This window comes from Pseudomonas sp. 2995-3, assembly GCF_002742565.1.
GTDB lineage: Bacteria > Pseudomonadota > Gammaproteobacteria > Pseudomonadales > Pseudomonadaceae > Aquipseudomonas > Aquipseudomonas edaphica.
In genome coordinates this window covers 321,490-335,110 of the sequence record NZ_LJSB01000176.1, presented here as the reverse complement: position 1 = coordinate 335,110, position 13,621 = coordinate 321,490, and the positions used below count along the sequence as shown (strand labels likewise).

Annotated in this window: 12 protein-coding genes; all 12 read right to left on the bottom strand. The window is 61.1% G+C overall.

Features of this window, described 5'->3' with window-relative positions:
- Positions 1–4 precede the first annotated feature (4 nt).
- The 12 genes from AOA62_RS13580 to flhA all read right to left on the bottom strand — a co-directional run bounded on the left by AOA62_RS13580 (position 5) and on the right by flhA (position 13,376).
- Positions 5–790 carry a CheW domain-containing protein gene (locus AOA62_RS13580; protein WP_099548890.1) on the bottom strand — a complete coding sequence of 262 codons (786 nt, stop codon included), beginning with the start codon at positions 788–790 and terminating at the stop codon, positions 5–7.
- Positions 790–1,578, bottom strand: coding sequence for a ParA family protein (locus tag AOA62_RS13575; RefSeq protein WP_017134961.1), 789 nt, complete (start codon positions 1,576–1,578; stop codon positions 790–792). The genes AOA62_RS13580 and AOA62_RS13575 overlap by 1 nt, the downstream gene beginning before the upstream one ends.
- A 51-nt stretch (positions 1,579–1,629) precedes the next feature.
- The gene (gene motD, locus AOA62_RS13570) at positions 1,630–2,517 is read right to left on the bottom strand and encodes a flagellar motor protein MotD (RefSeq protein WP_017134960.1); all 888 of its coding nucleotides are present in this window, start codon (positions 2,515–2,517) and stop codon (positions 1,630–1,632) included.
- Positions 2,518–2,755: 238 nt separating this feature from the next.
- On the bottom strand, positions 2,756–3,496 hold the full coding sequence (locus tag AOA62_RS13560; protein WP_005790033.1) for a flagellar motor protein: 741 nt from the start codon (positions 3,494–3,496) through the stop codon (positions 2,756–2,758).
- The gene (locus tag AOA62_RS13555; protein WP_099548889.1) at positions 3,496–4,623 is read right to left on the bottom strand and encodes a chemotaxis response regulator protein-glutamate methylesterase; all 1,128 of its coding nucleotides are present in this window, start codon (positions 4,621–4,623) and stop codon (positions 3,496–3,498) included. Before AOA62_RS13555 ends, AOA62_RS13560 begins: the two co-directional genes overlap by 1 nt.
- A 47-nt stretch (positions 4,624–4,670) precedes the next feature.
- A complete protein-coding gene (locus AOA62_RS13550) occupies positions 4,671–6,896 on the bottom strand; it encodes a chemotaxis protein CheA (protein ID WP_099548888.1) in 2,226 nt (741 codons plus the stop codon).
- An 11-nt stretch (positions 6,897–6,907) separates the two neighbouring features.
- Positions 6,908–7,696 carry a protein phosphatase CheZ gene (locus tag AOA62_RS13545; RefSeq protein ID WP_099548887.1) on the bottom strand — a complete coding sequence of 263 codons (789 nt, stop codon included), beginning with the start codon at positions 7,694–7,696 and terminating at the stop codon, positions 6,908–6,910.
- Positions 7,697–7,714: 18 nt separating this feature from the next.
- Entirely contained in the window at positions 7,715–8,089 is a 375-nt protein-coding gene (locus AOA62_RS13540) for a chemotaxis response regulator CheY (RefSeq protein WP_003192908.1), read from the bottom strand.
- A 168-nt stretch (positions 8,090–8,257) separates the two neighbouring features.
- A complete protein-coding gene (gene fliA, locus AOA62_RS13535; RefSeq protein ID WP_017134957.1) occupies positions 8,258–8,998 on the bottom strand; it encodes an RNA polymerase sigma factor FliA in 741 nt (246 codons plus the stop codon).
- A complete protein-coding gene (gene fleN / locus AOA62_RS13530; protein WP_003192912.1) occupies positions 8,995–9,828 on the bottom strand; it encodes a flagellar synthesis regulator FleN in 834 nt (277 codons plus the stop codon). The genes fliA and fleN overlap by 4 nt, the downstream gene beginning before the upstream one ends.
- A gap of 105 nt (positions 9,829–9,933) precedes the next feature.
- A complete protein-coding gene (gene flhF, locus AOA62_RS13525) occupies positions 9,934–11,250 on the bottom strand; it encodes a flagellar biosynthesis protein FlhF (protein ID WP_017134956.1) in 1,317 nt (438 codons plus the stop codon).
- Positions 11,251–11,261: 11 nt separating this feature from the next.
- Complete coding sequence (gene flhA, locus AOA62_RS13520; RefSeq protein ID WP_056861060.1) at positions 11,262–13,376, bottom strand: flagellar biosynthesis protein FlhA; 2,115 nt, start codon at positions 13,374–13,376, stop codon at positions 11,262–11,264.
- Positions 13,377–13,621 lie beyond the last annotated feature (245 nt).

The window sequence follows — 13,621 nt, the reverse complement described above, 5'->3', positions numbered from 1 at the left end:
TCAATCAACTGCGTTTGTTCTGTGGCATCGTCTTGACCGCCCCACTGGCGATCAACTCGGCCAGTTCGGCGACGTCGAGCAACGCGCACATATGTTCAATCACGGTGCCCGCCAGCCAAGGCCGCTGGCCCCGGTGGCTGCGCCACTTGATTTCATTCGGGTCCAGGCGCAACGAGCGGCTGACTTGATGCACCGCCAGCCCCCACTCGTAGCCCTGCACCGAGATCACGTATTGCAAGCCCTGGCGAAAATCATCGCGGTAGCGGTCGGGCATCACCCAGCGCGCCGTATCCAGCACCTTGAGGTTGCCGGCCTGGCTGGGTAGGATGCCGAGGAACCACTCCGGTTGCCCGAACAGCGGCGTCAGCTCCTGGCCTTCCAGCGAGTAGATCGACCCCAGGCACACCAGCGGCACCGCCAGGGTCAACCCGGCGACGTCGAACAGCAGGCACTCGAACGGCTCGGCCGCCCACGATGGGCGACCGTCACCCGTGACCGGCGGCGGCGTGATGCTCGGCGGCAGGTGCACATCGACCACCGGTTCAACCACCACGGGCGTGACCACCACGGGCGCAGGCACAATCGGCACCACCACGTGGGCATCACGAGCCTGTTCTTCCAGCACCGCTAACTGAAATTCATCCAGGGTGCTTTCGGGTTCGACTACGGCCGGTTCAAGGACCAGAATCGGCTCGGGCAATTCTTCTGCCGTCGCATCCTGCAACAAGGCATCCAGGTAGGATTCCAGTGCCAGTTGCGGCCGGGTCTTAAGCTCAACGGGACGGTTCATCACGCCACCTGCGCCACAAGTTGCTGGGACAGCAGATGTTTAAGCAACGCACGGTAAGCCAGTACGCCACGGCTCTTGCCGTCGAACTGCGACGGCGTGAGCCCGGCGCGGCTGGCGTCACGCAAGCGCGTGTCCACCGGAATGTAGCCGTTCCAGATCGTTTCCGGGTAAGCATCGCGCAACACCCGCAAGGTGCCCAGCGACGCTTGGGTACGACGGTCGAACAGTGTAGGCACGATGCTGAACGGCAGCGCCTGTTTGCGCGAACGGTTGATCATCGCCAAGGTGCTGACCATACGCTCCAGGCCTTTGACCGCCAGGTGTTCGGTCTGTACCGGGATCACCAACTGCTGGCTGGCCGCCAAGGCATTGACCATCAGCACGCCCAGCAACGGTGGGCTGTCGATGATCGCGTAGTCGAAGTCCTGCCACAGTTGCGCCAGGGTCTTGGCGATCACCAGGCCCAGGCCGCTCTGCCCCGGCGACTGGCGCTCAAGGGTCGCCAGCGCGGTACTCGACGGCAACAGCGAAATGCTCTCGTTGCTGGTGGGCAGCAGCAATTGCCCGGGCAAATCTGCCGGTACGCTGCCCTTGTGCAGGAACAGGTCGTAACAGCTGTGCTCCAGCGCATCCGGGTCATAGCCGAAATAACTGGTCATCGAGCCGTGCGGGTCCAGGTCGACCACGACCACACGCTTGCCCGCCTCGGCCAGCAAGCCGGCCAAGGCGATGGACGTGGTGGTCTTGCCGACTCCACCCTTTTGATTGGCAACTGCCCAGACTCTCATTCAGTTGGTTCCTCCCGGTAGGCTAAGGCGCGACCGAGACATTACATAACATTATTGAGCCGGTGACGGAGAATTGACGGCGCTCTGACGAACCGGCGGCTTAACGGTTGGCGGTGCAGTTTGTGTGCCAGCCCGCTTCAAGGCTGCATCCGGTGTTGCGTTGGCAGTACCGGTGCCGGTCAGGCTGCGGCGCACATCCAGGTTACGTGACACCACCAGCACCACACGGCGGTTGCGCGCGCGGCCTTCGGCAGTGGCGTTATTGGCCACCGGTTGGAACTCACCGTAACCCACCGACGCCAGGCGCCCAGGGTTCACGCCCTGCATCGCGAGCATGCGCACGATGCTTGAGGCCCGTGCCGATGACAGCTCCCAATTGGTCGGGTATTGCGCGGTGCTGATCGGGAAATTATCGGTAAAGCCTTCGACGTGGATCGGGTTCTCAAACGGTTTGAGAATCGCCGCCACCTTGTCGATGATGGTAAACGCCTGATCGCTCGGCAACGCATCGGCGCTGGCGAACAGCAGGCTCGAATTAAGCTCGATCTCCACCCACAACTCATTACCGCGCACGGTCATCTGGTTGGATTTGATCAAGTCGCCAAACGCGGCACTGATGTCATCGGCGATGCTTTTGAGCGGGTCGCTGGTGCCACCGATGCCGGCGGCGGTTTCGTCACTGTCATTGACCAGCGGCTTGGCCGGCGTCACGGTCTTGGGCCGCTCCTCGCCAATCGGGATCGGCTTGAGCGAGCGGTCGGTGTCGTTGAATACGCCCACCAGCGCCTGGGAAATAATCTTGTACTTGCCCTCGTTGATCGACGAGATGGAGTACATCACCACAAAAAACGCGAACAGCAAGGTGATGAAGTCGGCGTAGGACACCAGCCAGCGTTCATGGTTGACGTGCTCTTCAGGCTCGCGGCGACGACGGCTCACAGGCAGATACCTCCCTGACCCCTATTGAGCGCTTCACTGGTGCCCGCTTCATTGTGGCGAGCGAGCTTGCTCGCGCTGGGGCGCGAAGCGGACCCACTCCAGGCAATGCGTTTGTTCAGGCAGGTTGCGGTGTATGGTTTTGGGGCTGCTTCGCAGCCCAGCGTGAGCAAGCTCACTCGCCACAACAAGCTCGCTCGCCACATAACGCTCACTGGCCACAGGTCGATGTGCATGGGCATTAATCCATGAAGCCCTGGAGCTTCAATTCGATGGAGCGCGGGTTCTCGCCCTCGGCAATCGACAAGATGCCTTCCAGCAGCATTTCGCGGTAACGCGATTGACGCATGGCGATCGACTTGAGTTTGCTGGCCACCGGCAACAACACCAGGTTGGCACTCGCCACGCCGTAAATGGTGGCGACAAACGCCACGGCAATGCCGCTACCCAGCTGCGACGGGTCGGCCAGGTTGCCCATCACGTGGATCAGGCCCATCACGGCACCGATGATGCCGATGGTCGGCGCGTAGCCGCCCATGCTTTCAAAGACTTTGGCGGCGTTGATGTCGCGGCTTTCCTGGGTGTAGAAATCCACCTCAAGGATGCTGCGAATCGCCTCGGGTTCGGCGCCATCGACCAGCAGTTGCAGGCCTTTGCGCGCATAGCTGTCGGGCTCGGCATCGGCCACGCCTTCCAGGCCCAGCAGGCCTTCCTTGCGCGCGGTGAGGCTCCAGTTGACCACACGGTCGATGCCGCCGGGCAGGTCCACGCGCGGCGGGAAGATAATCCACACCAGAATCTGCATGGCGCGCTTGAACGAACTCAGCGGCGACTGCAACAGCGCCGCGCCCACAGTACCGCCAATCACGATCAGCGCCGCCGGGCCATTGGCCAAGGCGCCGAGGTGGCCGCCTTCCAGGTAGTTGCCGCCGATAATCGCGACAAACGCCATGGTGATGCCAATCAGGCTCAAGACATCCATCAGAGGCAGGCCTCCACCAGATGTTTGCCTATGTCGTCCAGGCTATAAACCGCGTCAGCCAGGTCCGCCTTGACGATGGCCATGGGCATGCCATAAATCACGCAGCTGGCTTCGTCCTGCGCCCAGATCGCGCTGCCACCCTGCTTGAGCAGGCGTGCGCCTTCACGGCCGTCGGCGCCCATGCCGGTGAGTACCACCGCCAGAACTTTGTCGCCGTAGGACTTGGCCGCCGAGCCGAAGGTGATATCCACGCACGGCTTGTAGTTCAAGCGCTCGTCGCCCGGCAGGATTTTGATCGCGCCACGGCCGTCGACCATCATCTGCTTGCCGCCCGGTGCCAGCAGTGCCAGGCCAGGACGCAGGATGTCACCATCCTCGGCCTCCTTGACGCTGATGCGGCACAGCTTGTCCAGGCGCTCGGCAAAGGCCTTGGTGAAGGCGGCGGGCATGTGCTGGATCAACACGATCGGCGCCGGGAAGTTGGCCGGCAGTTGAGTCAACACGCGTTGCAAGGCCACCGGGCCGCCAGTGGATGTACCAATGGCGACCAGCTTGTAGGCTTTGCGCTTGGGCGCAGGCGAATGCGCGCTCGGTGCCGGGGCCCGCGCCGGCGCCACTGCGGGCCGGGCTATCGGTGCCGGGGCCGGGCGAGCAAACGTCGAGGTGCTCGGCGTCGGCGCGGCAACTGGCGCGGGCGCAGGCGCAGGCGCACTGAACAGGCTGCGACGATTACTGCGCGAAATGCTGTGCACCTTCTCGCACAGCATCTGCTTGACCTTGTCGGGGTTGCGCGAGATGTCTTCGAAATTCTTCGGCAGGAAGTCCACCGCACCCGCGTCCAACGCATCCAGGGTCACCCGGGCGCCTTCGTGGGTCAGCGAGGAGAACATCAACACCGGGGTCGGGCAGCGCTGCATGATGTGCCGGACTGCGGTGATGCCATCCATCATCGGCATCTCGTAGTCCATGGTGATCACGTCCGGTTTCAACGCAATGGCTTGATCAATCGCCTCTTTGCCGTTGGTGGCCGTGCCGACCACCTGGATGGTTGGATCGGCGGAAAGAATTTCCGAGACGCGGCGGCGGAAGAAACCCGAATCGTCCACCACCAGGACCTTGACTGCCATAAACACTCCGTTAGGCGGGGCGGGCAAACCGCCCTGCCCCGCCAGAATCAAATACGCCGTGCGGCGTAACGCTTGAGCATGCTCGGAACATCGAGAATCAGCGCGATCCGACCGTCACCGGTGATGGTCGCACCCGACATGCCCGGGGTTCCCTGCAGCATTTTGCCCAAAGGCTTGATGACCACTTCTTCCTGGCCCACCAGTTGATCGACCACAAAGCCGATGCGCTGGGTGCCCACGGACAGAATCACCACATGGCCCTCGCGCTGCTCTTCATGCTTGGCCGAAGCCACCAGCCAGCGCTTGAGGTAGAACAGTGGCAACGCCTTGTCGCGCACGATCACCACTTCCTGGCCGTCCACCACGTTGGTGCGTGACAGGTCGAGGTGGAAGATCTCGTTGACGTTGACCAGCGGGAAGGCGAACGCCTGGTTGCCCAGCATCACCATCAGGGTCGGCATGATCGCCAAGGTCAACGGCACCTTGATCACGATCTTGGAGCCCTGGCCCTTGGTCGAGTAGATGTTGATCGAGCCGTTGAGCTGGCTGATCTTGGTCTTCACCACGTCCATGCCCACGCCACGGCCGGACACATCGGAAATCTCGGTCTTGGTCGAGAAGCCCGGCGCGAAGATCAGGTTGTAGCATTCGGTGTCGGTCAGGCGGTCGGCGGCGTCCTTGTCCATCACGCCGCGCTTGACCGCGATATTACGCAGAATCGCCGGGTCCATGCCTTTGCCGTCATCGGTGATCGACAGCAGGATATGGTCGCCTTCCTGCTCGGCCGCCAGAATCACCTTGCCGTTACGCGACTTGCCCGAGGCTTCGCGTTCTTCCGGGGTTTCGACGCCATGGTCGACGGCGTTGCGCACCAAGTGGACCAGCGGGTCGGCCAGGGCCTCGACAAGGTTTTTGTCGAGGTCGGTTTCTTCACCCACCAGTTCCAGGTTGATTTCTTTCTTGAGCTGGCGCGCGAGGTCGCGAACCAGGCGCGGGAAACGGCCGAAGACTTTCTTGATCGGCTGCATGCGCGTTTTCATTACGGCGGTCTGCAAGTCTGCGGTGACTACGTCGAGGTTCGACACGGCCTTTTGCATGGCTTCGTCGCCGCTGTTCAGGCCCAGGCGCACCAGGCGGTTACGCACCAGCACCAGTTCGCCGACCATGTTCATGATGTCGTCCAGGCGCGCGGTATCAACCCGCACGGTGGTTTCGGCTTCACTGGCAGGCTTTTCGGCTACCGGCGCCGCTGCGGCACGCGCAGGTGCGGCAGCCGGTGCCGGTGCGGGCTTGGCAGCCACAGGCGCGGCGGCTTTGGCAGGCGCAGGTTTGGCAGCCACAGGCGTTGCAGTCGCTGCTGCGGCCGGGGCCACTTCAGAGAACTTGCCTTTGCCATGCAACTCGTCGAGCAGCGCTTCGAATTCGTGATCGGAGATCAGGCCGTCAGCGCCAGGCTCAACGCTGGCAGGCGCGGCGCTGGCGGCAGGTGCGGCCGCGATGGCGGCGACTTCCGGCAAGGCTTCGGCGGCAAACGTGCCCTTGCCATGCAGTTGGTCGAGCAGTGCTTCGAATTCGTCGTCGGTAATGTCAGTGGCGCTTGTAGATGTGGCAGACGCGGCAGGCGCTGCCGACTCAGCAGCAGGTGCCACGGCGTCCGGCGCAAACTGGCCTTTACCGTGCAACTGGTCGAGCAGGGATTCGAATTCTGCGTCGGTAATGTCTTCGCTGGTCGGCACGGCAGGCGTAGCCACCGCTTGCGGTGCTTCAGCTTCGGCTTTCACCGCGCTCAGGGAGTTGAGCAGCTGTTCGAACTCGCTGTCGGTCACATCCGGCTCGGCTTCAACCTCAGGCTCAGGCGCGGCGACCGGCGCAACCGAGGTATCGGCAGGTTCGGCCAGACGTGCCAGCGCAGCCAGCAGCTCCGGCGTGGCAGCCGTGATCGGCGCACGCTCGCGCACCTCGCTGAACATGCCGTTGACCGCATCCAATGCTTCGAGAATCACGTCCATCAGTTCCGAGTCGACGTGACGCTCACCCTTGCGCAGGATGTCGAACACGTTCTCGGCGATGTGACAGCACTCCACCAGCTCATGGAGCTGGAGGAAGCCGGCGCCCCCTTTTACAGTGTGAAAACCGCGAAAAATTGCATTGAGCAGGTTCGCATCATCCGGTCGGCTTTCCAGCTCGACCAGTTGTTCGGACAGTTGCTCTAAAATTTCGCCGGCCTCTACAAGGAAATCCTGAAGGATTTCTTCATCGGCGCCGAAGCTCATGTGGGTGCTCCTTAGAAGCCTAAACTGGATAACAGGTCATCTACGTCATCCTGACCTGACACAACGTCTTCACGTTTATCGGCATGAATCTGCGGACCTTCACCCTTGGCGAGATGTTTTTGTGGATCTTTTTCCGAGAGGATCGCTGCGCGGTCATGTTCGATGCCGGCAAAACGGTCGACCTGGCCGGCCATCAGTACCAATTTGAGCAAGTTGCTTTCCACTTCGGTGACCAGTTGGGTCACGCGCTTGATCACTTGACCGGTGAGGTCCTGGTAATCCTGGGCCAGCAGAATGTCATTGAGGTTGCTGGCCACCGTGCGGTTTTCCTGTTCGGTGCGCGACAGAAAGCCCTCGACCCGACGCGCCAACTCACGAAACTCCTCAGCCCCCACTTCCCGGCGCATGAAGCGGCCCCAGTCAACGCTGAGCGCCTGAGCTTCGGTGGCCATGCCATTGACCAAGGGCGTGGCGTTTTCCACCAGGTCCATGGTGCGGTTGGCCGCCGCCTCAGTCAGCCGGACCACATAGGACAGGCGTTCGGTGGCATCGGTGATCTGCGAGATTTCTTCGGCCTGGGGCATGTGCGGGTCAATCTGAAAATTGACGATTGCACTGTGCAGCTCGCGTGTGAGCTTGCCCACTTCCTGATACAGGCCGCGGTCACGGGTCTGGTTAAGCTCATGGATCAACTGCACCGCGTCGCCGAACTGGCCTTTTTCAAGGCTGTCGACCAACTGGTGAGCATGCTTTTTCAGGGTCGATTCAAAATCGCCCTGTGACGTTTCTTTATGCTCCATAGCTCCCCCGTGGTGACATCAGCCGTGGATGCGTTCGAAGATTTTTTCGATCTTCTCTTTCAAGGCCAATGCAGTGAATGGCTTGACCACGTAACCGTTAACCCCGGCTTGGGCGGCTTCGATGATCTGTTCACGCTTGGCTTCGGCGGTCACCATCAACACAGGCAAGCTGCGCAGTTTTTCATCGGCGCGCACGTGACGCAGCAAGTCGATACCGGTCATGCCCGGCATGTTCCAGTCGGTTACCAGAAAGTCGATGCTCCCGCTGTTGAGGATCGGAATCGCCGTCAGGCCGTCATCCGCCTCGACCGTGTTGGTGAACCCAAGGTCACGCAACAGGTTTTTTATGATCCGCCGCATCGTTGAGAAGTCATCAACGATGAGGATTTTCATGTTCTTGTCCAATTCGACCTCCAAGCAGTCTTAAACGCGCCCAGCACCTGGACGCGCCATTTCAATCAACAGGCGTTACACAAAAAGGACTGCCCAGGGCACCACGGCACGAACCCGCAAAAGCGTAGAGCCTTTGCGGTAGCGTCTGCAGTGTCCCCACACTGCCTGTCAGCGCGCGCGCCACTCTCCCAATCGCCCCCGCAAGCGGGCGGCGCACTGGCTATGCAGCTGGCTGACACGCGATTCGCTGACCCCCAGGACCTCACCGATTTCCTTGAGGTTCAGCTCTTCGTCGTAGTACAGCGCCAACACCAGTCGCTCACGCTCCGGCAAATTGGCAATCGCCTCCGCCAACGCGCTCTGGAAACGTTCGTCTTCCAGGTCGCGCGACGGTTCCAGATGTGCACTCGCGCCGTCCTCGTGCAGCCCTTCGTGTTCGCCGTCCTGCAAAAGGTCGTCGAAACTGAACAGGCGGCTGCCCAAGGTATCGTTCAAAATCCCGTAGTAATCGTCGAGACTCAATTGGAGTTCGGCCGCAACTTCATGATCTTTAGCGTCACGACCGGTTTTTGCTTCAATTGCACGAATTGCGTCACTGACCATACGCGTATTGCGGTGTACCGAACGCGGCGCCCAATCCCCTTTACGCACTTCATCGAGCATCGCACCGCGTATGCGAATACCCGCATACGTCTCGAAACTCGCGCCCTTGCTCGCGTCGTATTTGGTCGACACTTCGAGCAGGCCGATCATGCCGGCCTGGATCAAGTCCTCAACCTGCACACTGGCAGGCAGGCGTGCCAGCAAGTGATAGGCAATGCGCTTGACCAAGGGCGCATAGCGCTCGATCAGTTCGCCCTGACTGTCACGTGCCGACTTTTTGTACAGGTTGTAGCCGCTGGATGTCATAGCACAGGTCCCGCGCTCGTCTGATGCACCAATCGCTCGACGAAAAACTCCAGATGCCCCCGAGGGTTGGCAGGCAACGGCCAAGTATCGACCTTCTGAGCAATAGCCTTGAACGCCAATGCGCACTTCGAACGAGGGAACGCTTCATAGACTGCACGCTGCTTTTGCACAGCCTTGCGCACACACTCGTCATAAGGAACTGCGCCCACGTATTGTAAGGCGACATCGAGGAAGCGATCCGTGACCTTGGTCAACTTGGCAAACAGATTTCGCCCTTCCTGCGGGCTTTGGGCCATGTTGGCCAGCACGCGGAAGCGGTTCATGCCGTAGTCACGGTTAAGCAGTTTGATCAGGGCATAGGCGTCGGTGATCGACGTGGGTTCGTCGCACACCACCAGCAGCACTTCTTGCGCGGCGCGCACGAAGCTGACCACGGACTCGCCGATCCCGGCGGCGGTGTCGATCACCAGCACATCGAGGTTGTCGCCGATGTCGCTGAACGCCTGAATCAGGCCGGCATGCTGCGCCGGGCTCAGGTGCACCATGCTCTGGGTGCCTGAGGCAGCCGGCACGATGCGAATGCCACCGGGGCCTTGCAGCAGCACATCGCGCAGCTCACAACGGCCTTCGATCACATCGGCAAGAGTGTGTTTGGGTGTCAGCCCCAGCAGAACGTCCACGTTCGCCAGGCCCAGGTCAGCATCCAGCAGCATGACGCGACGGCCAAGCTCTGCCAGGGCCAGGGACAAATTCACTGACACGTTAGTTTTCCCGACGCCACCTTTGCCGCCGGTCACCGCGATCACCTGTACGGGATGCATGCTGCCCATTTTATTTCTTTACCTTGTCTTGCTTAGACGCAGGCTACATGGCTTGGCCGCGTGAATCGCTTGCAGACCATCGATGTAGATACATTTCACGGTGTTCATCCTGCCTCACCCCACCCGCTTAGCCGGGTTGTGGTAAAGGTCGGCGAACATATCGGCCATCGCTTCCTCGCTAGGCTCTTCTTGCATTTGCACGCTGACAGCACGGCTGACCAACTGATGACGGCGCGGCAGATGCAAATCATCCGGGATCCGCGGCCCGTCGGTCAGGTAGGCAACCGGTAACTCATGACTGATAGCCAGGCTCAACACCTCGCCCAGGCTCGCAGTTTCGTCGAGCTTGGTGAGAATGCAACCGGCCAGGCCACAGCGTTTGTAGCTGTGGTAGGCAGCGGTAAGAACCTGTTTCTGGCTGGTGGTTGCAAGCACCAGGTAATTTTTCGACTTGATGCCACGCCCGGCCAGGCTTTCAAGCTGCATGCGTAGTGCCGGGTCGCTGGCTTGCAGGCCGGCCGTGTCGATCAACACCACGCGCTTGCGCAGCAGTGGGTCGAGCGCATTAGCCAGCGACTGGCCAGGGTCGACGTGGGTCACCGTCACATTGAGGATGCGGCCCAGGGTCTTGAGCTGCTCCTGGGCGCCGATGCGATAGCTGTCCATGCTCACCAGCGCGATGTTCTGCGCGCCGTACTTGAGCACATAACGCGCGGCCAGCTTGGCCAGGGTGGTGGTCTTGCCCATGCCGGCGGGGCCGACCATGGCAATCACACCGCCCTCTTCCAGCGGTTCGATTTCCGGCGTGGCGATCATGCGCGCCAGGTGCGCCAGCAACATGCGCCAGGCTTGGCGCGGCTCTTCGACTTCAGCCGTCAGTGCAAGCAAATCGCGCGACAACGGGCCGGACAGGCCGATGCGTTGCAGGCGACGCCACAGGTTGGCCTGGTGCGGTTTACTGCCTTGCAGCTGCGTCCACGCCAACGAGCCCAACTGCACTTCGAGCAACTCACGCAGGCCATTGAGTTCAAAACGCATCGAGTCGAGCGCGCGCTGGTCGACAGCGGCGGCCGGGGCTGGCGCTGCAGGGCGTGGCGGTTCTTTGAAGGTCGGTTCTACCAACGGCTCGGCGGCGGTCAGCGGCAAGCCGGCGAACAATTGGCGATTGGTGCTGGCATCGCTGTCGCCACGCATGCTCAATTCAGCCTGGGCCGAGACAATGCGCGAGGCGGTCTTGCGCAGTTCGTCTTCGAGTTCCATGTTCGGCACGCGCGGCGCCAGCGCCGACGGGGTGTAATCCAGGGCAGCCGTCAGCTCGACACCGCCGGCAATGCGACGGTTTCCAATAATCGCGGCATCGGCGCCCAGCTCATCACGTACCAGTTTCATGGCCTGACGCATATCGGCGGCGAAAAAACGCTTAACTTGCATAACCCACTACCTCAGCCGTTGGGCCCTACTGTCGCGACGATAGTCACTTGCTTATTGTCAGGAATTTCCTGATAAGCCAAAACGTGCAAATTCGGAACTGCCAGGCGACCAAACCGCGACAACATCGCTCGAACCGGGCCTGCCACCAGCAGAATCACCGGGTGGCCCGCCATTTCCTGACGCTGGGCGGCTTCGATCAACGAACGCTGCAGTTTCTCAGCCATGCTTGGCTCCAGCAGAACGCCCTCTTCCTGGCCAAGTCCGGCCTTCTGAATACTATTGAGCAATATTTGTTCCAACCTTGGTTCCAAGGTGATCACAGGCAGCTCAGACTCAATGCCTACAATGCTTTGCACGATGGCGCGGGACAACCCGACACGCACCGCGGCCACCAAAGCGGCAGTATCTTGACTCTTGGCGGCATTGTTGGCGATGGCCTCGGCAATGCTGCGAATGTCGCGCACCGGCACCTGTTCGGCGAGCAAGGCTTGCAGCACCTTGAGCAACTGCGACAGCGACAGCACGCCGGGTACCAGTTCTTCGGCCAGTTTCGGCGAGGCTTTGGCCAGCAAACCCATCAATTGCTGGACTTCCTCGTGGCCGATCAGCTCATGGGAGTGCTTGTAGAGGATCTGGTTGAGGTGGGTAGCGACCACGGTGCTGGCGTCGACCACGGTGTAACCGAGCGATTGTGCCTGGCTGCGCTGGCTGACTTCGATCCATACCGCTTCCAGGCCAAAAGCCGGATCTTTGGCGGTAATGCCATTAAGCGTGCCGAACACCTGGCCAGGGTTGATCGCCAACTCACGATCCGGGTAGATCTCGGCTTCGGCCAGGATCACGCCCATCAGGGTCAGGCGGTAGGCGCTGGGGGCCAAATCAAGGTTGTCGCGGATGTGCACGGTGGGCATCAAGAAGCCCAGGTCCTGGGACAGCTTCTTGCGCACACCCTTGATCCGCGCGAGCAGTTGGCCACCCTGGTTACGGTCCACCAGCGGAATCAGGCGGTAGCCGACTTCCAGGCCGATCATGTCGATCGGGGTCACGTCATCCCAGCCCAGCTCCTTGGTTTCCTGGGCGCGGGCCGGGGATGGCAGCAAGTCTTGCTGGCGGGCGATTTCCTGCTGGGCCTGGACCTTGACGGCATTTTGCTTGCGCCAGAACAGGTAGGCACCACCGGCGGCCATGGCCGCCATGCTCAGGAACGACACGTGCGGCATGCCCGGCACGATGCCCATGATCGCCATGATGCCGGCGGCTACGGCCAGCGCCTTGGGCGAGGCGAACATCTGGCGGCTGATCTGCTTGCCCATGTCTTCGGAGCCCGAAGCACGGGTGACCATGATGGCTGCAGCTGTGGATAACAACAGTGATGGCAATTGCGCCACTAAACCGTCACCAATGGTCAGCAAGGCGTAGACCTTGCCCGCATCGCCGAAGGTCATGCCGTGCTGGAAGATCCCGACCGCCATGCCGCCAATCAGGTTGATAAACAGGATCAACAGGCCAGCGATGGCGTCGCCGCGCACGAATTTACTCGCGCCGTCCATGGAGCCATAGAATTCGGCTTCCTGGGCGACTTCCAGGCGGCGGGATTTAGCTTGGTTCTGGTCGATCAGGCCGGCGTTGAGGTCAGCGTCGATCGCCATTTGCTTGCCGGGCATGGCGTCGAGGGTAAAACGCGCGCTCACCTCGGAAATCCGCCCGGCGCCCTTGGTCACCACCACGAAGTTGATGATCATCAAAATCGCGAACACCACGATACCAACCACATAGTTACCGCCGATCACCACCTCACCAAAGGCCTGGATCACCTTACCGGCGGCGGCGTGGCCGTCCTGGCCGTGGAGCATCACCACCCGCGTGGATGCCACGTTCAGCGCCAGGCGCAGCAGGGTCGCGATCAGCAAAATGGTCGGGAATACGGCGAAATCCAGCGGCCGCAGGGCATACACGCAGACCAGCAGCACCACCACCGACAGCGCAATGTTGAAGGTGAAAAACACGTCGAGCAGGAACGGCGGCATTGGCAACATCATCATTGCCAGCATCACCAGCAACAACAACGGCACACCCAGGTTGCCCCGCGACAAATCAGTCAGGGTGCCACGGGCCGTGTTGAGCATTTGAGAGCGATCTACCACCGGTATTCCTCGTGTTCCTTGAAGCAAAGTTTTGACGCGGGAGAGCGTCCTGGAGGCGGTATTGCAAGAAGCCTTCCAACTTTGGTTTCAGGGCGACGATCGTCGAGCGGTCACCGGTTCAACTGTGGGAGCTGGATGGGGGGGTGATGATCGTTCCCACGCGCAGCAAAGGAATGCAGCCAGGGACGCTCCGCGTCCCGACTTGAGCCCGGCGCAACGGTGACGCA

What these genes read in the sequence shown, in the direction of transcription:
- AOA62_RS13580 (WP_099548890.1), bottom strand. Translation starts at nt 790, where the DNA reads ATGAACCGTCCCGTTGAGCTTAAGACCCGGCCGCAACTGGCACTGGAA.
- AOA62_RS13575 (WP_017134961.1), bottom strand. Translation starts at nt 1,578, where the DNA reads ATGAGAGTCTGGGCAGTTGCCAATCAAAAGGGTGGAGTCGGCAAGACC.
- AOA62_RS13560 (WP_005790033.1), bottom strand. Translation starts at nt 3,496, where the DNA reads ATGGATGTCTTGAGCCTGATTGGCATCACCATGGCGTTTGTCGCGATT.
- AOA62_RS13555 (WP_099548889.1), bottom strand. Translation starts at nt 4,623, where the DNA reads ATGGCAGTCAAGGTCCTGGTGGTGGACGATTCGGGTTTCTTCCGCCGC.
- AOA62_RS13550 (WP_099548888.1), bottom strand. Translation starts at nt 6,896, where the DNA reads ATGAGCTTCGGCGCCGATGAAGAAATCCTTCAGGATTTCCTTGTAGAG.
- AOA62_RS13545 (WP_099548887.1), bottom strand. Translation starts at nt 7,696, where the DNA reads ATGGAGCATAAAGAAACGTCACAGGGCGATTTTGAATCGACCCTGAAA.
- AOA62_RS13540 (WP_003192908.1), bottom strand. Translation starts at nt 8,089, where the DNA reads ATGAAAATCCTCATCGTTGATGACTTCTCAACGATGCGGCGGATCATA.
- fliA (WP_017134957.1), bottom strand. Translation starts at nt 8,998, where the DNA reads ATGACATCCAGCGGCTACAACCTGTACAAAAAGTCGGCACGTGACAGT.
- fleN (WP_003192912.1), bottom strand. Translation starts at nt 9,828, where the DNA reads ATGGGCAGCATGCATCCCGTACAGGTGATCGCGGTGACCGGCGGCAAA.
- flhF (WP_017134956.1), bottom strand. Translation starts at nt 11,250, where the DNA reads ATGCAAGTTAAGCGTTTTTTCGCCGCCGATATGCGTCAGGCCATGAAA.
- flhA (WP_056861060.1), bottom strand. Translation starts at nt 13,376, where the DNA reads ATGCTCAACACGGCCCGTGGCACCCTGACTGATTTGTCGCGGGGCAAC.